Here is a 19,661-nt window from a genome sequence, read left to right as displayed (position 1 = left end):
GGTGTACGGATATGATTAGAGTGGGAGTTATTATGGGCGGCGTATCGTCTGAATATGAGGTGTCCATGAATACCGGCAGGGAGATGCTGAAGGCGCTGGATCCGGCAAAATACACCGGGATTCCTGTACCTATCACCTCGCGGAAGGAGCTGCTGGAGGGCGTAGAGGGGCTGGACTTCGCTCTGCTCGCCCTGCATGGGACCTACGGCGAGGATGGCACCGTACAAGGTACGCTTGAAACGCTAGGCATTCCTTACTCCGGGAGCGGCGTGCTGTCCAGCAGTCTCTGCATGGATAAAGGGCTGGCCAAGACGGTTATCCGCAGCAAAAGCATCCCCACACCCGACTGGCTGTGCTGGGAGCATATCAATGAATATGCACCGGAAGCCGTGGACCGGCTGGGTTATCCGGTGATGGTCAAGCCGAATTCCGGCGGCTCCAGCATCGGCATGACCAAGGTGAACCATCCGCAGGAGCTGCGCGGGGCGGTGGAGAAGGCTTTTGCCGCGGACTGCTCCGTGCTGATTGAGCAATATACCTTAGGACAGGAGATTACCTGTTCTATTCTGGGAGATGAAATGCTGCCGGTAATCGGGATTCAGTCACTGGGTGCAGACTGGTTCGATTATAGCGCCAAATATGAGCAGGGCGGGGCGAAGGAACAGATCATCCAGTTGCCTGCAGGGGTCGAGGAACGGGTGCGTACGGCGGCACTTGCCTGCTACCGGGCGCTGAAATGCGCGGTGTATGCACGGGTGGATATGCTGCTGAAGGACGGCATTCCATATGTGCTGGAAGTGAACACGCTGCCCGGCATGACCGCAACCAGCCTGCTGCCGCAAAGTGCAAGGGCTGCTGGTATCTCCTTCACCCGGCTGCTGGATGAGATTATCACCGGATCGCTGCGGGAGCGCGGAGGTATGGGTGGAGCAGCGGAAGCACCAGAAGTAGCGGAAGCACCAGAAGCACAACTGGTACAGCAAGGGGGTGGCGGGTTATGAACAGTAAACAATCTGCTTTGCCTGTGGACCGCCACCCCCGCATCCAGCGCCTCTCTGGCATTTCCCTGCACAGCGACCCCATTACTCCGCGCTTAAGAGAGATCCCGCCTTCGGGCATCCGCGCTTTTTTTGATCTGGCTGCGGGTAACAACGATATTATTTCACTCGGGGTTGGTGAACCCGACTTCGCTACTCCTGAACAGGTCAGAGCGGCCTGTATCCGCGCCCTGGACCGCGGGGAGACGATGTATACGCCTAACAGCGGACGTTTGGAGCTGCGGGAGGAGATTGCCGGGTATTTGCAGAAGGGCTTCGACCTGCAGTACAATCCTGCGGACGAAATATTGGTTACTGTAGGGAGCAGTGAAGCCGTGGATCTGGCGCTGCGCGCCTTCATCGCACCGGGTGATGAGATTCTTATTCCTGCCCCGGGTTATGTCGCCTATGCGCCTATTGCCTATCTGAATGGCGGAACACTGGCCACGGTGGAGACGACTGTGGAGCAGGGCTTTAAGCTCACGGCCGAAGCACTGAAGCGGGCGATCACTCCGCGATCCAAGCTGCTGATGGTGAATTTTCCAAGCAACCCTACGGGGGCGGTAATGACCTACGAGGACTGGCTGCCGGTAGCTGAGGTGGTGAAGGAGCATGGGCTGATCGTGATTTCGGATGAGATCTATGCCGAGCTGACCTACGACAGCACACATGTAAGCATTGCTTCACTCCCCTGGATGAAGGAGCGGACGGTGGTGATCAGCGGGTTCTCGAAGGCTTTTGCCATGACCGGATGGCGGGTCGGATATGCCTGCGGGAACCGCGAACTGCTGGCGGCTATGCTCAAGATTCATCAATACACAGCCATGTGCGCGCCTGTGCTGGGCCAGATCGCCGCTGCCGAATCCCTGCGCAGTGCACTGCCGGATAAAGACCGGATGAAAGCCTGCTTCAAGGACCGCCGGACAATGTTTGTAGACGGACTGCGGTCTGCCGGACTGCCCTGCCATATGCCGCAGGGGGCATTCTATGCTTTTGCCTCCATTGCCCGCACTGGCATGACCTCGGAGGAATTCGCCTTAAGGCTGCTGAAGGAGGCGGGAGTCGCAGTTGTTCCGGGCCATGTGTTCGGGGCTGGCGGAGAAGGGTATATCCGCTGCTCCTATGCGGCTTCTACAGCGAAGCTGACCGAAGCGCTGGAGCGGCTGGAAGGCTTCATGAAGGTAAAAATCTAATTGTAAGATCAATCTATATCACCTATAATCCTTTAAGGAAGAAATAGGGATATGTTAGAATTCAATTGGCTTGCAGCCAAGTCAGCGGAAGCTCCCTTCTTCAGAGCAGGGGAGCTTTTTTTGTGTTCTGATGACAGTATGCAGAGCCGATAGAAGTGAATTGTTTTCAATAGAATATACAATAGATAACAGGAGGTAATATCATGATCACAGCCATACAAGAAGTAACCGGACGGATCGCTCCGCCTGATGAAAAAGCGACCTTACGCGCGGTGCTCCGCCTGAACAGCCTGACCAAGCCGCCGGGAAGCCTCGGGCGGCTGGAGGCGCTGGCCGTCCGGCTGGCCGGGATCTCCAAAGTAGAACAGCCCTGTTACAGCAAACGTACGGTAGTAGTTATGGCAGCGGATCATGGGGTCTGTTGTGAAGGTGTCAGTGCTTTTCCGCAGGAGGTTACAATGCAGATGGCCTATAACTTCCTGAGCGGCGGCGCAGCCGTGAACGTGCTGGCCCGCCAGGGTGGTGCAGAAGTTCAGTTCGTGGACATCGGCATCAATGGTGATATTACCCATCCGGAGCTGATCGACCGCAAAGTGCGCCGCGGCACGGACAATATGGCGGCAGGTCCTGCCATGAGCCGCGATGATGCGCTGCGCGCGATTCTGGTTGGGGTTCAGGTGGCTCAGGAAGCGGTGAAGAACGGGACGGAGATTTTTATTACCGGTGAGATGGGGATCGGCAATACTACAGCAAGTGCTGCAGTATTATGCGCACTGGAAGGTATTCCGCCAGAGACGGCGGCCGGACGGGGGACAGGCATTGACGACGAGCGGCTGCGCCACAAAATATCGGTGATCGAACGCGCCCTGAAGGTGAATGCCCCGAATCCGGCAGATCCGATCGATGTGCTCTCGAAGGTAGGCGGGCTTGAGATTGCCGGCCTGGCCGGTCTGATTCTGGGAGCGGCTGCGCTGCGGATTCCGGTCATTCTGGACGGTTTTATTTCCGGAGCGGCAGCTCTGGTAGCAAAGGCATTAGCGCCGGAATCGACGGCTTACATGATTGCTTCCCATGTCTCAGGCGAGCAGGGGCATAAACTGATGCTGGACCGCCTCGGTCTGGAGGCCCTGCTCGATCTCGGACTGCGCCTCGGTGAAGGCACCGGCGGCGCGCTGTGCCTGCATTTCATTGAAGCGGTCTGCCGGATTATGCGGGAGATGGCGACCTTCGAGAGTGCGGGGGTCTCCGGGTCGGAGAGCGTATGAGCATCCTTGTAACCGGAGGGGCACGCAGCGGGAAAAGCGGCTTCGCCGAGCGCTTAACCAAGAAGCTGGCAGACCCGCAGCAGGCGGTCTATGTGGCGACCGGGCAAGCGTTCGATGAAGAGATGAAGGACCGGATTGCCCTGCACCGGCAGCAGCGGGAGGAGGGCGGCTTCCGCTGGGAGACTCTGGAGGAGCCGCTTGAACTGTCGGCGCTGCTCCGGCGGCTGTCCGGCAGCGGCAGCGGTCAGACAGTCTTGGTGGACTGCCTGACGCTCTGGCTGTCCAACCAGCTGCTGGCTGTGGAGGAACGCAGTGACCGGCAGCAGCTGGTGGAAGCTGCAATTGCCGGACTGGAGCAGAGTGTCTCCAGCTTCCAGGGAACGCTAATTTTGGTTACCAATGAAGTAGGAGACGGCATTGTGCCGGATTATTCACTCGGCCGGCTGTACCGTGACCTGGCCGGACGGATGAACGCGCGGCTTGCCCTGCAGTGTGAGCAGGTATTCCTGGTTACGGCCGGAATACCTGTTGAGCTGAAGAGCCGGGAGTACCTGCTGTGAGCGCGCGGGGGGATGCCGCTGCTGCTTTTCAGTTCCTGTCGCGGTTTCCGGTCAAATACAGCCCGGATTTCTCGCCTGAGCTGCTGCGCCGCAGCGTAGTCTATTATCCGCTGGTCGGCGCAGCCATCGGCCTCAGCGCCGCGCTTGGCGGAGCTGCCGCCGCCTGGCTGCTGCCGGCCTGGCCTGCCGCTGTCATCACCCTCATCCTGTGGGTGGGGCTGACCGGCGGGCTGCATCTGGACGGCTGGATGGACAGCGCCGATGCGCTGCTCAGCTACCGCTCGCGGGAGCGGATGCTGGAGATCATGAAGGACAGCCGCGTAGGCGCTATGGGCGTGCTGGCCTGCGTGCTGCTCCTGCTGCTGAAGGCCTCGCTGCTGGCGGCATTGATTGAAGGCGGCAGCTACAGCATGCTGCCGCTGCTCCTGCTGCCGCCGGTCTGGAGCCGCTGGTACATGGTGCGGGCCATGGCCCGCTATCCGCTGGCCCGCGGCAATGAAGGGCTGGCCGCCAGCTTCGGCGGGCTGCCTGCCCGGCTGGAGCGGCGCGCGCGTCTAAGCGCCGCGCTGCTTACGCTGGCCGCTGCCGCGGCGCCTCTGGCGCTCGGCGCGGGCAGCGGGGCCTGGCCGCAGCTGGCGGCGGCGGCCATCCTGGCGCCGGCGGCTGCGGCAGCCTGCGGCATGCTCGCAGCGCGGCGGATTGCCAGCCGGCTCGGCGGGCTCACCGGCGACGTCTACGGCGCGCTGGGCGAGCTGCTGGAGACGGTGGTTCTGCTTGTGCTGGTGCTGCTGCAGCACAACCTGTAGCGGACAGCGCGGCCGTGCAATGCCGGCCGCGCCGCCCGGCTCAGCGATCTATTACAACTGTGCCGTTCTTAATTCCGGCAGCAGCCAGAAAGCGAGGAAGATCAACATGGAAGATACAACTGCATGTAAGGCTGCCGCCCAGGCCGCACCGGGGCCTGCGGGTGAAGCGGATAAGCAGCAGCCAGTTACCGTCCAGGCAGCGCCGGGGGTTGCAGATGTAAGTGACAAGCCGCATCCCGCCGCCGTGCTGATGGTGCAGGGAACTGCCTCCGATGTCGGCAAAAGCCTCGTCACCGCCGCCATCGGACGGATTATGACCCGGGACGGCTACCGTACGGCACCGTTCAAGTCGCAGAATATGGCGCTGAATTCATATGTTACAGCAGACGGCAAAGAAATCGGCCGCGCCCAGGGGATGCAGGCGGAAGCCTTCGGTATTACGGCTACCAGCGACATGAATCCGATCCTGCTGAAGCCATCTGGTGAGATGAGCGCGCAGATTGTGGTGCATGGTGTGCCGCATGCTGCGCTCAGTGCAAGGGAATACCGCGAGAAATTTCTTCCCGAGGCCAAAGGGACAGTGATGGATGCGCTTGGCCGTCTGCGGGAGGCCTATGATGTTGTGCTGATGGAAGGCGCAGGCAGCCCCGCGGAGATCAACCTCAAGGCGCGGGATATCGTCAATATGAATCTGGCCGGCTGGGCGGATGCGCCGGTGCTGCTGGTTGCCGATATTGACCGGGGCGGCGTGTTTGCTTTCATTGTGGGTACGCTGGAGCTGCTGGAGCCGCATGAACGGGCCCGGGTCAAAGGCTTCATTATCAATAAATTCCGCGGCGATGTCTCGCTGCTGCAGCCCGGGCTGGACTGGCTGGAGGAGCGTACAGGCATTCCGGTGCTGGGGGTGCTGCCGTTCCTGCCGCAGCTGCGGATTGAGGCGGAGGACTCCGTAGTTCTGGAAGGAACCTCAGGCCGTGTGCGTGAAGGTTCTATGAAAGAACTTGATATTGCCGTCATCCGCTATCCGCGCATCTCCAATTTCACCGACTTCGATCCGCTGGAGGATGAGCCGGATGCTGCCGTACGCTATGTCCTGTCGGCAGACGAGCTTGGAACGCCGGATGTCATTATATTGCCGGGGACGAAGAATACAGCTGCCGACCTGCAGTATTTGCGGGAGCAGGGGTTCCCGGAGGCCATAGAGCGTGCACTGGGACAGGGGACGCAGCAGCTCGCCGGAATCTGCGGCGGGTATCAGATGCTGGGGTTGAAGCTGCTTGATCCTCATGCGGTTGAGAGTGCTGAACCGGGTGAGAGTGAGGGCCTCGGGTATCTGCCGCTGTCAACGGCGTTCCTGCAGCAGAAGACCACGGTACGCGTGAGCGGAACGCTGGCTGCGGCTCATCCGCTGCAACTAAGCACACAGGCGCCCGCCTCAATCGGAGAGATGCCCATTACCGGCTACGAGATACATATGGGAACGACGACGAATCATGAGGCTGCTTCGGTACGCAGCCTGTTCAGTCTGGACGGGCCGGAAGGGCAGGCTGTGCCGGAAGGCTGGGGAACCCCGGACGGCAGAATCTGGGGCAGCTATCTGCATGGCTTGTTCCACAATGACGGGCTGCGCCGCAGCTGGCTGGACGGATTGCGTATTGCCAAAGGACTCGCACCGCTATCCGTAACCTTCTCGGCTGCTGCGCTCCGTGAGCAGGAATTTGACCGGCTGGCGGATGCTGTAAGGTCACATCTGGACATGGATGCTGTGTACAATATTATGGGCTTGCCAAGAAATGAGGAATAGGGATGTTTATTGCGGTTCTGCTGTTTATTGTTGCCGGACTGGCCGAGATCGGGGGCGGGTATCTGGTCTGGCTCTGGCTGCGGGAATCGCGGCCGCTGTGGTACGGATTGGCAGGCTCTGCCATCCTGATCGCGTATGGTATTATCCCGACGCTGCAGAAGTTTCCTTCCTTTGGCCGGGTATATGCCGCCTATGGCGGAGTATTCATCGTGCTTGCTGTGCTGTGGGGCTGGCTGGTGGACCGGAAAACACCGGATCTCTACGACTGGATCGGCGCCGGCGTCTGCGTGATTGGGGTCTCTGTCATCTTGTGGGCACCGAGGCACTGAGCATGTCCTAATCAGTTATCGCACGAATCCCTTTATTCTCATCCACGGATTGTGATGGAACCTTTTTATTCTATGAAATCCTGCCCAAAATACAACATTTTGCGGATTACATCGGTCCTAATTTGAAAATGTTGTACGGAATGCAGAATTTCTCCTTTTTTAAACGGAAAATCAGAGGGATTATTGTATTACATACAACAATCCTTCTAAAAAACCTGGTATCTATGAATCGGAGTTGTAAATCGTACAACATTTATCTCGTACAACATTTATCTCGTACAACATTTATGCTGAAACGGCGTGAACTTAACAAACCCAATTTGCCGGTTACGAATCAAATTTGAGGAATTGAATGATTGCGCTTGTCCCTATGCAAAAAAGCAGCTCCAACAGCCACGTGGCCTTTGGAGCTGCTTTTTATATTTACTATTAAACAGCTTTATAGATTTGATTGAACAGAAACTAGCTAAATCTTAAACTGCTCGACAGCCTTCTGCAGCTTCACGGCCTGCTCATGCAGATGCTCTACGGTCAGCGCGTGGCCTTCCAGCTCCTGGTGCTGGCGGGCAGAGTTGCCGGCCAGCGTATCAGCGCTCTGCTGCGACTTGGCTGTAATCTGTGCCGTTTCTTCCACCGAGGCACTGACTTCTTCGGTGCCTGCCGAAATCTGCTGGGTAGCAGCAGATACGGACTGGATGCTGTGGTTGATGCTCTGGATAAGAATCAGCAGATGATTGAAGGCATTGCCTGCTTCCACCACTTTGTTCATACCTGAAGCTACTTCTGTATTCACGTGATTCATCTCGGATACCGAGTGGTTCATATCTTCCTGAAGTCCGAGCAGGAATTCGCGGATCTGCTCATTGGATTCCTTGGACTGCTCCGACAGCTTGCGCACTTCACCGGCCACGACAGCGAATCCCCGGCCATGCTCTCCGGCGCGCGCTGCTTCAATAGATGCGTTAAGCGACAGCATCTGAATCTGCTTCGTGATTTCGGTAATGCCCTGCACCACTTCCCCGATCATCAGCGAGCGTTCATTCATAATGCGGAATTGCTCCAGCGACTGTACCGAGGCCTGTTCCACCTGGCGCATCTGCTGCACAGCACTCTGGGCAATGTCATTACCGCCCATCGCTTCGGCGGAGGCTTCACTGATCTGCTCCGTGACCTCACCGGCGGCGGAAGCGATATGCTGGATGCCGATGTTGATCTCATCCATGGCCCGGGAATTATCGAGTGCGCTGCTCGCAATCGTGGTGCTGCCTTTACCGATTTCCTCTACAGAGACAGCGGATTGCTCAGCCATATTGTTCAGAATCTGAACACGTTCCTTCAGATCATTGGAATCGGCAACTACTGCGCCCGATGTATCCAGCACATGTCCGATCATCTCCTTGAGCCGCTCGCTCATGATCCGGAAGCTCTCGGAGAGCTGGCCTACTTCATCGTTGCCTTTGATCGTAAGTGCTTCGGTGAAATCGCCTCCGGCCAGCTTGTTGCTGTAGGCCGCCAGCAGTTTGATCGGACGGATGATTCTGCGGCTCATCAGTGTGGCGCCGGAGAGTCCGATAATAAGTGCCAGCAGGGTGATTCCCGCACTGGTCCATAGAATGCTGCTCATCTTTTCTTGAATAAAGCCGACATCCGAGCTCACGCCAACGAGCATGGTGGTGCCGGGAACGCCAACAAATGCAGTCTTATGTATACCATGACTATCACTATAGATTTCACTAAGTCCGGATTTTCCTTTGGAGGCTTGCTCCATGGCAGGCAATACCTCAATGGACTCTTCACGCTGAAGCTTGGCACTATGATCCGCGACCAGAACAGTAGCTTTGCCTTCCTTCAGGTCAATGAGGAAAATGGTCTCAACATCGTGCTGCTTCCGCTTTTCCTCGAAATAGAATTCTACATTGGTCCCCGCCTGTTCATTCTTGTTAAGAGCCTGCTGCGCGCTTGTAGCATTCAGATTCTTATATACATCCTGGGCTGAGGCAGTCAGAGACTTGTTGATCTGCGGCATCACATAGCTGTCGATGATATTAATGGATATGAAGTAGAAGCTGATGCTTAGCAAAAGAGAAGTGAGTAACAGAACGACAAACAGCAGAAGCGTAAACTTGCGGCTAATTGATTTTTTGAAACGGAACATTTCTTTCTCTCCTTTTCTGTCAATTGCATCTGAATATCCCAAGCCAGACAAAGAGCCAGGCAAGCAGCAATATATTCCATTGGTGTAGGTCATATATGAAGCTATCTGTGAACGGGAATTGTGATTGATAACTATTCTATAGAATTAACCTCAGGTTGAATAGTGAAAGTTTGCTCTATACTGCATTATTTTTCAGAAAAAATTGAATATTTAACGAGTCTATCACCAATTTACCGAAAAAAATGAATTATACGCTGTTTTCATGAAAATTTTAAATTTCATAGCATGTTAGCTTTTTCTGTGGTAGAGTATTAATGTTTTGTTTCTATAAGAGTGGATAGCCGCGGTTCGTAACCATCCCGCGTAACCAAAACTAGGAGGAGTTAACAGAAATATGTTTAATTTGTTGTGGGGGATTTTGTTTGTTGTTGTTAATTTTGTGTTTTTTCTGCTCTGCTACCGGTTGTTCGGTAAAAAAGGGCTCTATGCCTGGGTCGGCATGGCAACCGTGGTCGCCAATATACAAGTCGCCAAGACGATTGCGATGCCTTTCGATATCGTAATGACGCTGGGGAATACGATGTATGTCACGTTATATATGACCAGTGACCTGCTGAATGAGAGATACGGCCGGGCAGAAGCGCGGAACGCCGTCTGGTTCGGATTCTTCACCTTGCTGATGACTACCGTCATTATGCAGATGGTGCTTGTCTTTGAGCCGCAGGAGACGGATATTGCCCAATCCTCACTCCAGACGATCTTCGGCCTGATGCCGAGACTTGCGCTGGGCAGTCTTACCGCATATTTTATCAGCCAGTTTCTGGATGTGCGCTTATACGCATGGATCCGCAAGTACTACGGCAGCTCACGGCAGCTCTGGATCCGCTCTAACGGCAGCACCATGATCAGCTCTTTTGTCGACACCCTGATCTTCTGTACGATTGCTTTTGCCGGAACCTATGACCTGAAGGTATGGACAGAGATTCTGCTGACCACCTATCTGGCCAAATTCCTGCTTACAGGTGCAGGCACACCGGTGCTATACCTTGCCCGTTCCTTTAAGTTCGCTGAAGAAGAGCAGACCGTCCCTTCCCAGGAGACCAAGCGCAATATTTCATAGAATAATTTTATATAAAAAAGCCCTAACCTCCAGTGATCTGGAGATTGGGGCTTTTTTTGATTTCTGAATTACAGGCTCAGCACTGTCAATTCTTTGGGGAAGCTGGTCAGCGTCTGCGGGCCCTCTGCCGTAACGAGCACATCATCCTCAATGCGCACGCCGCCAAGATTCGGCACATAAATCCCCGGCTCTACGGTGAAAACATTGCCGTTTGCGATAATATCCGTATTGAGTCCATGCAGCGATGGATATTCATGGGTATCCATGCCGAGACCATGTCCGACGCGGTGCATGAAGTATTCGCCGTAGCCGGCGGCTTCAATAACGTCCCGGGCAGCCTTGTCAACAGAACCGAAGGTGGCTCCGGCAACAGAAGCGGCAATACCAGCTTCATTGGCAGCAAGCACAGTATTATAGATATCAATCAGCTTGCTGTCTATCTCGCCTACAGCGAAGGTGCGGGTAATATCGGAGGCATAGCCAGCGGCGTATACGCCAAGATCGAACATCAGCAGATCACCCGGCTGAATCTTGCGTTCACCCGGTACACCATGCGGCAGGGCTGTATTCGGGCCGGAGAGCACCATGGTGTCGAAGGAGGGGCCGGAGGCTCCGGCTTTTTTCATCAGGTATTCAAGCTCCGCTACCAGCTCATTCTCGCTGATACCGGCTTTGACATGCGACAGGCCCCGGCGGAGAACTTCCTCCACAAGCTCGGCGGCATGCTTCATAATGCGGATTTCTTCAGGCGTCTTCATGGCGCGCATAGCGCGGAGCAGATGGCCGATGTCGCTGAATGCCTCCGCTGGGATGGCGTCTGCCAGCAACTCATAGCGGCTGACGGAGAAGTGCTCCTTCTCTATGCCGAAGCTGCCCGGAGCAGCGCCGCCGAAGCGGGATTTGAGCAGCTCGTACGGATTGTCCGTATCGCTGTGCGTCAGAATAGTCTTCACCGAGGAGGCGGCATGAGCCGCTTCGGCGTCCAGCGCCGGAACGATCAGCACAGGCTCCTCGCCGCGGATCAGCAGCAGGCCCAGAAAGCGTTCATGCGGGTTGCTGGCGAAGCCGGTCAGATAGTATACATGCTTGGGATCGGTCACGAGGAGAGCATCCAAGCCTCCTTCTGTAAGTCCTTGCTCCAGTTTAAGCAGAGCTTCATTCATTGCAATAGTTCCCCTTTCATATACACGCTTGAAACAGCATTATTCTCATTATAATTCATAATCCGGGAGGCTGCACGTCCCTGGAGCGGATGCTAAAGGGGGTTTAGTGAAGTTAAGCACCGGGTAATAGTTGCCACAATCATTTCTGGTTTCTATTCCCGCTTCACTTAACAGGAGGTTATGAATATGTCCGGTACATCGGTCCTCTCCCGTACATTTCTGCTGCGCGGAGCTTTGGTCCTGCTGATGGGCCTTCTGTCAGCCTGCACCTCTTCTGAACAAGATACTATGCAAGGGCAGCTGACAGGAGAGAATCCGCGTCTTGACGCACAGCCTGCCGGCACTGCTCTTCCATCTTCGATGACTACGATGACCGAAACGCCGGTGACAAGAACACCGGGAGCGTCTGCCAGTGCAGGAACGGGTGCGCCTGTTGGCGCAGCATCACCTGGTGCCTCTGGAAGCACACAGGCACCGGAAGTAACGGCTGCCGCGCCGAAGCCGCCAGCTTCGTCAGCCTTCCCTTATACCGCCCATACGCTGGCAGACGGATTGAATGTGCCTTGGGAGATGGCGTTCGCTCCGGACGGGCGGATCTTTTTCACCGAAAGACCAGGCAGCCTGCGGGTCATAGAGAACGGCAGGCTTCGTGAGGCCCCGCTGCTGGAGCTTGAAGCCCCCTTTATCAGTAAGGGAGAGGGCGGGTTGCTGGGACTTGCGCTTGATCGGGAGTTCGAGAGCAACGGATTGGCATATGTATATCATTCTTACCGCAATGCGGAGGGCGGAGTGGCAAACCGGGTCCTGCGGATTAAGATCGGCAGCAGCAAAGCGGAGATCAAGCAGGTTCTGCTGGATAATATACCAGGGGACACCAATCATAACGGCGGACGGGTCAAGCTGGGCCCGGACGGCTATTTGTACATCACCACAGGTGAACGCTATGAGCCTGAGCTCGCGCAGGATAAGACCAGTCTGGGCGGGAAAATACTGCGGATTACCACCAGCGGCGGCATCCCTGAAGATAACCCGTGGCCGGGATCTCCGGTCTATAGCATGGGCCACCGAAATCCGCAGGGTCTGGCCTGGCAGCCGGGGAGCGGAGTCTTATACAGCTCGGAGCATGGCCAGTCGAGCCATGATGAGATCAATCGTATTCAGGCCGGGTCCAATTACGGCTGGCCGCTGATTGAAGGGGATGAGACCGGAGCCGCTAAGCTGAAGCTGAAGGCTCCGCTGGCACACAGCGGGGATGAGACCTGGGCGCCGTCGGGCATGACCTTTATTACGCAGGGGCCGTGGAGCGGCGAACTGTTGGTTGCCGGTCTGGCGGGGCAGCAGCTGTTGCGGGTATCTTTGTCTCCTTCGGGCGGCAAGCCTAAGATTACGGATTTATTCAAAGAGAAGTATGGCCGAATCCGCAATGTGGCGGAAGGGCCTGACGGCACCTTGTATATTATGACCAATAACCGGGATGGCAGAGGCAACCCGCGCGCACAGGATGATAAGCTGATTGCGCTGCGGCCGAATTGGAAATAAAGGCTGTTAGCTGTATTTTCCGTGTATTTCCTCCGGCACTTTACCAGGCTATGCTAATGGAGAAGGGATTTCTCGGCCATCTGCTGCTGATGCGGACTGAGAAGCCGTTATTTCTGGATAATAGCCCGGTTTCTGTCCGTTGCGGACTCAGATGACCTTAATGGCTCAGTTTTACCGTGTTCGGGTCTATAATATTCCGAATAAGGGCTTCTGAGTCCGGATAAACGTCAAAAGTACCCTTTTCCGCAAAATAGCGTCATCTGAGTCCGTTTCACTCTATAACTCTGTAACTATGTAACAAACAAAGGCTGTCCTCCTTGCAGATCACCTGCACAGAGGACAGCCTTTGCTGTTATGGACTTGCAGCGTGCAAACTCCGGCTCAGCCAGCCCGCAAGCAACCGATCAGCACCTGCGGTTTGCTTACATACCGTGCACCATGGGTAGCAGACGATATTCTTACCGTCAGGCCTGTGAGCTTACGAGACTACGCAGTGCAAGCGGCATACCCGGGGTGGCCGGTTCAGCGGGTCCGTTACGCGATCGGCGTTCCGTTCGGAACCTGCTGCTCCGGAGCCAGCAGAATCACATCGCCTTCCTCCGGTACGCCGCCGAGGACGAGCACTTCCGAGAGGAAGCCGGCAATCCGTCTGGGCGGGAAGTTCACGACAGCGGCAATCTGCCGGCCGATCAGCTCTTCCGGAGTGTAACGTTTGGTGATCTGCGCACTGGAGGCCTTGATGCCGAGTTCCCCGAAATCGATCTGCAGCTTAATCGCCGGTTTGCGTGCTTCAGGAAAAGGCTCAGCGGACAGAATGGTTCCTATGCGTATGTCCAGCTTCAAGAAATCTTCAATCGTAGCCATGTACCCGCCCCCTGTAGTGGATAAGTTGCTTCTAACCGGGAATAAACTTCTTGAGAAGTTATTCCATGCCCAGGGGCTATTTTAACCCTCAGAAATGATGTAACATTATCATAAAACATATACTCTGAAAAGGCTACGCCATGCCCTGGCCTGGCTGGCCCGCAAGAGAGGGGAAGATGTCCATGAAAGGAAAGACCGTGCTTGTCACCGGTGCGAATTCCGGCATGGGACTGGCTACGACAGTGGAAATGGCCCGCAGAGGAGCCCATGTAATCATGGCCTGCCGCAGCCGCAAACGCGGGGAGGAAGCTCTTGCGGAAGCAGTGCGCCAGAGCGGCTCTGATCAAATCCGGCTGATGCTGTGCGATCTGGGATCGTTCGCAAGCATTCGCGCTTTTGCAGAGGAATTCACGGCCGGCTATCCGGTGCTTGATGTTCTGATCAATAATGCTGGCGTAGTCGCCATCAGACGTGAGCTTACTTCAGACGGCTATGAGCAGGATTTGGGCGTGAATCATCTGGGGCATTTTCTGCTCACCATGTTGTTATTGGATAATCTGAAGCATGCTGAACAGGGCAGGATTGTGGTAGTGGCTTCGGGTGCCTACAAGATTGGCAAGCTGCATCTGGAGGATCATACGCTGTCACGCGGCTTCAACCCGGCTAAGGCTTACGCCCGTTCCAAACTGGCCAACATCCTGTTTACCCGCGAGCTGGCTGCTCAACTGAAGGGCACCAGGGTTACTGCGAACTGTGTGCATCCGGGAGCGGTGGGGACGAGCATCGGAGTGAACCGGGAGACAGGCTTTGGGCGCTCGCTGCTGAAGCTGCTGTCCTACTTCTTCCTGACGCCTGAGAAAGGTGCGGACACGGCCATTTATCTGGCGGCTGCGCCGGAGCTGAGCGAAGTTAGCGGGCAGTATTATTACCGCCGCGAGATCAAGGAATTATCGCCAAGGGCGAAGAATACAGAAGAAGCCGCACGGCTGTGGAAGTGGAGTCTGGAACAGACAGGGCTGAACTAGCCTAAGCTGCTTGAAAAAGCTGGAATCCTGTCTTTTGTACAACAACTTTGGATTTGAGCCGTAGGATGAGGGAAATGTTGTTCACATATCACATACAACTTTTAGGAGGAATAACAGATGGATTGGCAAGTGAACAGCATAGAGGATGCGGCAATTGAGGATTTGGGAGCGATTGTGGAGATTTATAACACGACGGTTGCCGGAAGAATGGTGACAGCGGATCTTACACCGGTAGCCGTGGAGGATAGAGTGAAGTGGTTCCATGAGCATAACAGCCATCACCGTCCGCTCTGGGTTCTGCGGCAAGGCGGTGAAATTGCGGCCTGGTTCAGCTTCCAGTCATTCTATGGGCGTCCGGCCTATAATGGAACGGCAGAGATCAGTGTCTATGTAAATGAAAAATTCCGCGGCAGCGGCGCCGGAAGTATCCTGCTGACCAAGGCGCTTCAGGAATGTCCGCGTCTTGGTCTGCAGAACCTGGTCGGTTTTGTGTTTGGCCACAATGAGCCAAGTCTTGCACTGCTGCGGAAGTTTGGTTTCGGACAATGGGGCCTGCTGCCGGGTGTCGCCGTACTGGACGGCATTCCGCGTGACCTTGTTATCGTAGGCCGCAAGCTGTAAATTTATATAAGGCTTTCGCAGAAACAGTGTGTGAAACTTATTGCGGAGGAGCAGCTGAAGCAGAGCGGCATTCCTCTTCCGTAATCCAGTCCTCCGACCATACCTGCAAATCACGGATGACGGATTCCAGGGCCCGGCCCTTGTCAGTTAACGAATACTGGATTCTTACAGGCGTTTCGGGAAAAACCTCGCGCAGGACGATACCCTCCTGCTCCAGTTCCTTCAGCCGCTCGGACAAAAGCCTGCCGCTGACCGGCAGCGAAGCTTCGATAGCGCCGAAGCGCTGGGGACCTTGCAGAAGCTGATAGATGATTAAGCCCGTCCAACGTCTGCCGATAATATCCATGCTTTTTTGTAACCTTGGACATAACTCTGTGGATTTCATTAGGCTCACCTCTTACTGTACATTATAAACGAAAAGACCTATAACTAAAACAAATTTGAACTATTTGCACTACTTGAAAGGATGATTCCCTTGGCTAAAAAGAAGAAGATAACTCCGGCTCCGCGCCCTGCTACGGCTGATGCTCCGGCAACACTCAAAGACCTGCTCAGCCGCGAGGTGCTGGACAAGCTGAAGGCGCAGTCCGATGCGCTCAAAGCCGAAGAGCAAGGCAAGAAAGACGCCGCCCTCAAGGATGCGGAGGACAAACGCAAGGCAGAGCAGAAACGTCTGGAGAATGATTTCGGCCACCTGCTGGAGAACAGCAATCAGGACTGGTCGAAATTCAAATAAAACAAACTTTACCAGATTCAGGGTTGACAATTTGCAGCAGCGCCATATATTATTGGGTTTATCATTTAGAGAAGGGAGGCCGATGGGTCATGATTGGAACAAATGGTTTGAGAACGCCGCACAGTCACATTACAACCGCATATGAACAATCTGATCTCATCGCCTTCGTCCGGAAGACATAATACGCAGCGTGCTTATTATGTCACAACTGCATACGGGTGTCCCGGCTTGAATTCGAAGCTGCACCCAGCGCTCCGGGAGCCGCATGATCAGAACTGATCTGCGGCTCTTTTTGCGTACCACAAAACTGGAATTTATCTTACCAACCTGAGAGGAAATGAAAACATTTATGAATAGCATGAAGCAGCAAGCGGGGGAGATATCCCGCTACAAACATGAGGTAGCCCTTCCGGGCGGCGACCTCAAGGTATATGCCAGTGAGCAATTATTTGGCTCACTTGATTACAAGGTCCTGGAAATGGCTAATAACAATCTGCAAATCCCGAATATAGAATATATGAGCTACACTCCTGATGTACATGTAGGCGTCGGAACCTGCATTGGGACTACCGCGGTCTGGGATGCCGCGTCAGGCTATGTCTCGCCGTCCATTGTAGGCAGCGATATCGGCTGCGGCATGCGTGTACATCTGACCAATCTGCATATGGATGATCTGCGTGAAGTGAAGCTGCGCCGGAAGCTGGTCCGTGCAATTGAGAAGTATCTGCCGATGGAGGCCCAGCAGCGAGGCCACTACAGCGATATCCGGCTGGAGAATATCGTGCGCAAGGGCCTGCACGGCCTGCCGAATAAATATGTTCCGGACAGCTACACTCCGAAGAAATCAAGCGCGCTGTCCCATGTGGAGATCAGCAAGCTTGCGTTCGATGACGAGATTCTGAATGAGCTGCCGGATATGGCCTGGCACCGGGGGCACCGCCAGCTCGGCACCCTTGGCGGGGGTAACCATTTCGTTGAGATCCAGGCGATTGAAATCGCCGAGGAGCAGCGGGAGGTGGCTAAAGCGTGGGGCCTGAGAGACGGGCAGATTGCCGTGATGATCCACTCCGGCTCCCGGGCCTGGGGAGGCATGGTCAATCAGTTCTGTACCCCGGCCTTCGCCAAGGTCATGGGCCAGCTTGGACTGGGCAGCGCAGACCCGCGCCTGATCTATGCGCCCCTGGCTCATCCGCAGGCCCAGCGCTATGTTAATCTGATGTACTCGGCGCTGAACTATGCGGTGGTGAACCGCCATCTGATCGCTTACGGGGTCCGCGAGGGCTTCCGGGACGTGTTCGGCACCAAGTGTGAGCTGCGCACCCTCTACGATCTGATGCACAATTATGCGTGGGAAGAGGAAACCTCTTCAGGCACCAAGTTTGTTCACCGCAAAGGGGCGACACGCGCCCTGCCTGCAGACCATGCGGATAATCCGCGGGCTTATGCGGCGACCGGGCATCCGGCGCTGATTCCCGGCTCGATGGGCACCGCTTCCTACATCATGGTCGGCCAGCCCGGAGGAGAAGAGAATTATTATTCGATCTGCCATGGAGCCGGACGCATCCGCTCCCGCTCGGCGACGAAGCGGCTGGTGTCTGTCGATGAATTCTCCCGGTCGATGAAGGTGGGGACGGCAGACGAGATTGTAGTGAATCAGCATTCCCTGGAATCTATCATTGACGAATCTCCCCAGGCCTATAAGAATGTAGATGAGATTATAGAAAGCGTTACGGGCGCCGGCCTGGCTGCTGTTGTGGCCAAATGCAAGCCGCTCGCAGCGATAAAGGGGACGAAATAGGATGGAGCAGGAGATTAAGAAACCTACTGTAATCTACGAATACGATGAAGACAGAGCAGGAATCATCAAAGGTTATGATGTGTACGCGCGCCTGGTTGACGGCATACTTGAAGCGCTCTATAGCCGCTACGGCGTCCGTTATGAGCTGTATGCGAGCGATGACCCCAACAGTGAATACTGGAAGCTGCTGGAGAACGATGTGCAGAGCGGGAATGCCGGGGTGGAGCATGTGGCGCGGATTTTTGACCGCCTGGAGGACCGGACGTTTGTGTATGACGATGATAAAGAGCAGCCGGAGTACAATATCCATCTCTCGATCCGCAATAATGTGCTGGCGTATCCTGCCATGGGCATTGCGCTAGCGCGGGTGCCTGTGTTCCAGGAGAACGGCATCAACTTCCAGGACTATGTGTTCGCGGCATCTGACGCACAGCTGCAATTCTTCCTGGCCAATGTGCGTACCCGGCAGCGGGAGCAGAACATTAATAAGGTGACGGTGTTCACTGACCGGCGTAACGGAATCTTCCGTGAGTATGAACCCATCACCCGCTCTGTCGGGCGTGAGGAGGTCGTGCTGGACGCGGGGATCAAGAAAGAAATCTACCGTTCGCTCGACCAGTTTTTTGATTCGGACCGCAGCTTCTACGTCACTTATGATATCCCGTACAAGCGGGGCATTCTGCTCTACGGACATCCGGGCAACGGCAAGACGACGCTCGTCAAATCGATCGCCGGAAGTGTACCGGGACCTGTGATCTACTGGCAGATTACAGAATATACGAGCAGCGAGTCAGTGAATGAGGTGTTCGAGGCTGCGGCCCGGCTGGCGCCGATGGTACTGGTGATTGAGGACATCGATTCCATGCCGCAGGAGGTCCGCTCCTTTTTCCTCAACACTCTGGACGGGGCCACTTCGAAGGAAGGCATCTTCCTGATCGGTACCACCAATTATCCGGAGAAAATAGACCCCGGCCTCATGAATCGCGCCGGGCGCTTCGACCGGGCCTATGAGATCAAGATGCCAAATGAGGCGCTGCGCCTCGAATATCTGCAGCTGCGCGGGTTCTCCGCCTTCGCAGGTGAAGAAGGTACGGCCACCGCTGCGCGCCTGACCGGAGATTTCTCCCTGACCCAGCTTGGCGAGCTGTATGTCAGTGCGGCACTGGAATGGCATGAGAATGGAACGGCTGATGTCGAGTCTCTGGTGCGCGGCATGCGCGGCGAACTGGACAAAGGGCGCAAGCGTGAATGGATGAAGGATGCTTCGTCCAGTATCGGATTTTATTAAGTAAGAGAGAAGCGACTGTAAAGGGAAGGTTTGGGGAGCCGTGAGGCTCCCTTTTTCCTGGGAGGATAAGAGTTTATAGGTTTGGAGAAGCGAAGCTTACTCCTTATTTATTTATTTAGTGGCTACCGGGGACAGCGGACATAGTTGGAAAAAAGGCACTTAATTCTGCCGAAACGGAGAGTTGAGAGTAAGCAGTTGGAAAAAGTCCACTTAATCCACCGACCCACCCGGATTTAGCTGAAATCGGACCGATTAAGTGTTGTTTTTCCAATTGCTTTTAATAAAATGTACCTTTGGCGCCAAATTAGATGTACTAATTCCACTTAGATCATCCGCAGCACTCCGAACTGTAAGCAAA

General features: G+C 55.3%; 18 protein-coding genes. 14 read left to right on the top strand and 4 right to left on the bottom strand.

The features are described from left to right. Positions 1 to 11: 11 nt before the first annotated feature. From MHI42_RS13580 to MHI42_RS13550, 7 genes are all read left to right on the top strand, one after another. On the top strand, positions 12 to 1,001 hold the full coding sequence (locus MHI42_RS13580; RefSeq protein WP_342424129.1) for a D-alanine--D-alanine ligase: 990 nt from the start codon (positions 12 to 14) through the stop codon (positions 999 to 1,001). Further along, positions 998 to 2,230 (top strand): aminotransferase class I/II-fold pyridoxal phosphate-dependent enzyme, encoded by a 1,233-nt coding sequence (locus MHI42_RS13575; protein ID WP_342424128.1) that lies wholly within the window; start codon positions 998 to 1,000, stop codon positions 2,228 to 2,230. The genes MHI42_RS13580 and MHI42_RS13575 overlap by 4 nt, the downstream gene beginning before the upstream one ends. Positions 2,231 to 2,433: 203 nt before the next feature. Next, positions 2,434 to 3,495, top strand: coding sequence for a nicotinate-nucleotide--dimethylbenzimidazole phosphoribosyltransferase (cobT, locus tag MHI42_RS13570; RefSeq protein WP_342424127.1), 1,062 nt, complete (start codon positions 2,434 to 2,436; stop codon positions 3,493 to 3,495). Continuing rightward, the gene (gene cobU / locus MHI42_RS13565) at positions 3,492 to 4,055 is read left to right on the top strand and encodes a bifunctional adenosylcobinamide kinase/adenosylcobinamide-phosphate guanylyltransferase (protein WP_342424126.1); all 564 of its coding nucleotides are present in this window, start codon (positions 3,492 to 3,494) and stop codon (positions 4,053 to 4,055) included. Before cobT ends, cobU begins: the two co-directional genes overlap by 4 nt. Beyond that, the gene (cobS, locus tag MHI42_RS13560; RefSeq protein WP_342424125.1) at positions 4,052 to 4,861 is read left to right on the top strand and encodes an adenosylcobinamide-GDP ribazoletransferase; all 810 of its coding nucleotides are present in this window, start codon (positions 4,052 to 4,054) and stop codon (positions 4,859 to 4,861) included. The genes cobU and cobS overlap by 4 nt, the downstream gene beginning before the upstream one ends. 250 nt (positions 4,862 to 5,111) lie before the next feature. Further along, positions 5,112 to 6,665 carry a cobyric acid synthase gene (locus MHI42_RS13555; protein WP_342424739.1) on the top strand — a complete coding sequence of 518 codons (1,554 nt, stop codon included), beginning with the start codon at positions 5,112 to 5,114 and terminating at the stop codon, positions 6,663 to 6,665. A 2-nt stretch (positions 6,666 to 6,667) separates the two neighbouring features. Beyond that, the gene (locus MHI42_RS13550; RefSeq protein ID WP_342424124.1) at positions 6,668 to 6,994 is read left to right on the top strand and encodes a YnfA family protein; all 327 of its coding nucleotides are present in this window, start codon (positions 6,668 to 6,670) and stop codon (positions 6,992 to 6,994) included. 466 nt (positions 6,995 to 7,460) lie between these two features. On the opposite strand, the gene MHI42_RS13545 is transcribed toward MHI42_RS13550, so the two are convergent. Continuing rightward, positions 7,461 to 9,149: a methyl-accepting chemotaxis protein gene (locus tag MHI42_RS13545; RefSeq protein WP_076242410.1), complete on the bottom strand. Its 1,689-nt coding sequence runs from the start codon at positions 9,147 to 9,149 to the stop codon at positions 7,461 to 7,463. 394 nt (positions 9,150 to 9,543) lie between these two features. Here MHI42_RS13545 and MHI42_RS13540 point away from each other — a divergent pair, with 394 nt between their 5' ends. Then, positions 9,544 to 10,269, top strand: coding sequence for a queuosine precursor transporter (locus tag MHI42_RS13540; RefSeq protein WP_042134420.1), 726 nt, complete (start codon positions 9,544 to 9,546; stop codon positions 10,267 to 10,269). Positions 10,270 to 10,337: 68 nt separating this feature from the next. Here the strand turns inward: MHI42_RS13540 and MHI42_RS13535 are convergent, their stop codons facing one another. Continuing rightward, positions 10,338 to 11,432 carry a Xaa-Pro peptidase family protein gene (locus MHI42_RS13535; protein WP_342424123.1) on the bottom strand — a complete coding sequence of 365 codons (1,095 nt, stop codon included), beginning with the start codon at positions 11,430 to 11,432 and terminating at the stop codon, positions 10,338 to 10,340. 186 nt (positions 11,433 to 11,618) lie between these two features. Between MHI42_RS13535 and MHI42_RS13530 the strand changes: the two genes are divergently transcribed. After that, the gene (locus MHI42_RS13530) at positions 11,619 to 12,971 is read left to right on the top strand and encodes a PQQ-dependent sugar dehydrogenase (protein WP_342424122.1); all 1,353 of its coding nucleotides are present in this window, start codon (positions 11,619 to 11,621) and stop codon (positions 12,969 to 12,971) included. Positions 12,972 to 13,505: 534 nt separating this feature from the next. On the opposite strand, the gene csaA is transcribed toward MHI42_RS13530, so the two are convergent. Continuing rightward, positions 13,506 to 13,835, bottom strand: a complete 330-nt coding sequence (csaA, locus tag MHI42_RS13525) for a chaperone CsaA (RefSeq protein WP_076242412.1) — start codon at positions 13,833 to 13,835, stop codon at positions 13,506 to 13,508. A gap of 182 nt (positions 13,836 to 14,017) precedes the next feature. Here csaA and MHI42_RS13520 point away from each other — a divergent pair, with 182 nt between their 5' ends. Beyond that, positions 14,018 to 14,860 carry an SDR family oxidoreductase gene (locus tag MHI42_RS13520; protein WP_342424121.1) on the top strand — a complete coding sequence of 281 codons (843 nt, stop codon included), beginning with the start codon at positions 14,018 to 14,020 and terminating at the stop codon, positions 14,858 to 14,860. 117 nt (positions 14,861 to 14,977) lie between these two features. Further along, the gene (locus MHI42_RS13515; protein ID WP_342424120.1) at positions 14,978 to 15,481 is read left to right on the top strand and encodes an N-acetyltransferase family protein; all 504 of its coding nucleotides are present in this window, start codon (positions 14,978 to 14,980) and stop codon (positions 15,479 to 15,481) included. A gap of 37 nt (positions 15,482 to 15,518) precedes the next feature. Here MHI42_RS13515 and MHI42_RS13510 read toward each other — a convergent pair whose 3' ends face one another. Continuing rightward, a complete protein-coding gene (locus MHI42_RS13510; RefSeq protein WP_039299846.1) occupies positions 15,519 to 15,866 on the bottom strand; it encodes a helix-turn-helix domain-containing protein in 348 nt (115 codons plus the stop codon). 90 nt (positions 15,867 to 15,956) lie between these two features. On the opposite strand from MHI42_RS13510, the gene MHI42_RS13505 reads away from it, so the two are divergent. The 3 genes from MHI42_RS13505 to MHI42_RS13495 all read left to right on the top strand — a co-directional run bounded on the left by MHI42_RS13505 (position 15,957) and on the right by MHI42_RS13495 (position 19,303). Then, positions 15,957 to 16,217 carry a YqkE family protein gene (locus MHI42_RS13505; protein ID WP_342424119.1) on the top strand — a complete coding sequence of 87 codons (261 nt, stop codon included), beginning with the start codon at positions 15,957 to 15,959 and terminating at the stop codon, positions 16,215 to 16,217. A gap of 349 nt (positions 16,218 to 16,566) precedes the next feature. Then, positions 16,567 to 18,015 carry an RtcB family protein gene (locus tag MHI42_RS13500; protein ID WP_342424738.1) on the top strand — a complete coding sequence of 483 codons (1,449 nt, stop codon included), beginning with the start codon at positions 16,567 to 16,569 and terminating at the stop codon, positions 18,013 to 18,015. A 1-nt stretch (position 18,016) separates the two neighbouring features. Next, positions 18,017 to 19,303 carry an AAA family ATPase gene (locus MHI42_RS13495; protein ID WP_342424118.1) on the top strand — a complete coding sequence of 429 codons (1,287 nt, stop codon included), beginning with the start codon at positions 18,017 to 18,019 and terminating at the stop codon, positions 19,301 to 19,303. Positions 19,304 to 19,661: the final 358 nt, after the last annotated feature.

Origin of the sequence: Paenibacillus sp. FSL E2-0178, assembly GCF_038593005.1 — a bacterium.
GTDB classification, from domain to species: Bacteria; Bacillota; Bacilli; order Paenibacillales; family Paenibacillaceae; genus Paenibacillus_AQ; species Paenibacillus_AQ phytohabitans.
This window is presented reverse-complemented; position numbering and strand designations above follow the sequence as displayed.

Excerpts from the sequence above, each read along its gene's own strand:
- MHI42_RS13580 (WP_342424129.1), top strand. The coding sequence starts at position 12 with ATGATTAGAGTGGGAGTTATTATGGGCGGCGTATCGTCTGAATATGAG.
- MHI42_RS13575 (WP_342424128.1), top strand. The coding sequence starts at position 998 with ATGAACAGTAAACAATCTGCTTTGCCTGTGGACCGCCACCCCCGCATC.
- cobT (WP_342424127.1), top strand. The coding sequence starts at position 2,434 with ATGATCACAGCCATACAAGAAGTAACCGGACGGATCGCTCCGCCTGAT.
- cobU (WP_342424126.1), top strand. The coding sequence starts at position 3,492 with ATGAGCATCCTTGTAACCGGAGGGGCACGCAGCGGGAAAAGCGGCTTC.
- MHI42_RS13555 (WP_342424739.1), top strand. The coding sequence starts at position 5,112 with ATGGTGCAGGGAACTGCCTCCGATGTCGGCAAAAGCCTCGTCACCGCC.
- MHI42_RS13550 (WP_342424124.1), top strand. The coding sequence starts at position 6,668 with ATGTTTATTGCGGTTCTGCTGTTTATTGTTGCCGGACTGGCCGAGATC.
- MHI42_RS13545 (WP_076242410.1), bottom strand. The coding sequence starts at position 9,149 with ATGTTCCGTTTCAAAAAATCAATTAGCCGCAAGTTTACGCTTCTGCTG.
- MHI42_RS13540 (WP_042134420.1), top strand. The coding sequence starts at position 9,544 with ATGTTTAATTTGTTGTGGGGGATTTTGTTTGTTGTTGTTAATTTTGTG.
- MHI42_RS13535 (WP_342424123.1), bottom strand. The coding sequence starts at position 11,432 with ATGAATGAAGCTCTGCTTAAACTGGAGCAAGGACTTACAGAAGGAGGC.
- MHI42_RS13530 (WP_342424122.1), top strand. The coding sequence starts at position 11,619 with ATGTCCGGTACATCGGTCCTCTCCCGTACATTTCTGCTGCGCGGAGCT.
- csaA (WP_076242412.1), bottom strand. The coding sequence starts at position 13,835 with ATGGCTACGATTGAAGATTTCTTGAAGCTGGACATACGCATAGGAACC.
- MHI42_RS13520 (WP_342424121.1), top strand. The coding sequence starts at position 14,018 with ATGAAAGGAAAGACCGTGCTTGTCACCGGTGCGAATTCCGGCATGGGA.
- MHI42_RS13515 (WP_342424120.1), top strand. The coding sequence starts at position 14,978 with ATGGATTGGCAAGTGAACAGCATAGAGGATGCGGCAATTGAGGATTTG.
- MHI42_RS13510 (WP_039299846.1), bottom strand. The coding sequence starts at position 15,866 with ATGAAATCCACAGAGTTATGTCCAAGGTTACAAAAAAGCATGGATATT.
- MHI42_RS13500 (WP_342424738.1), top strand. The coding sequence starts at position 16,567 with ATGAATAGCATGAAGCAGCAAGCGGGGGAGATATCCCGCTACAAACAT.
- MHI42_RS13495 (WP_342424118.1), top strand. The coding sequence starts at position 18,017 with ATGGAGCAGGAGATTAAGAAACCTACTGTAATCTACGAATACGATGAA.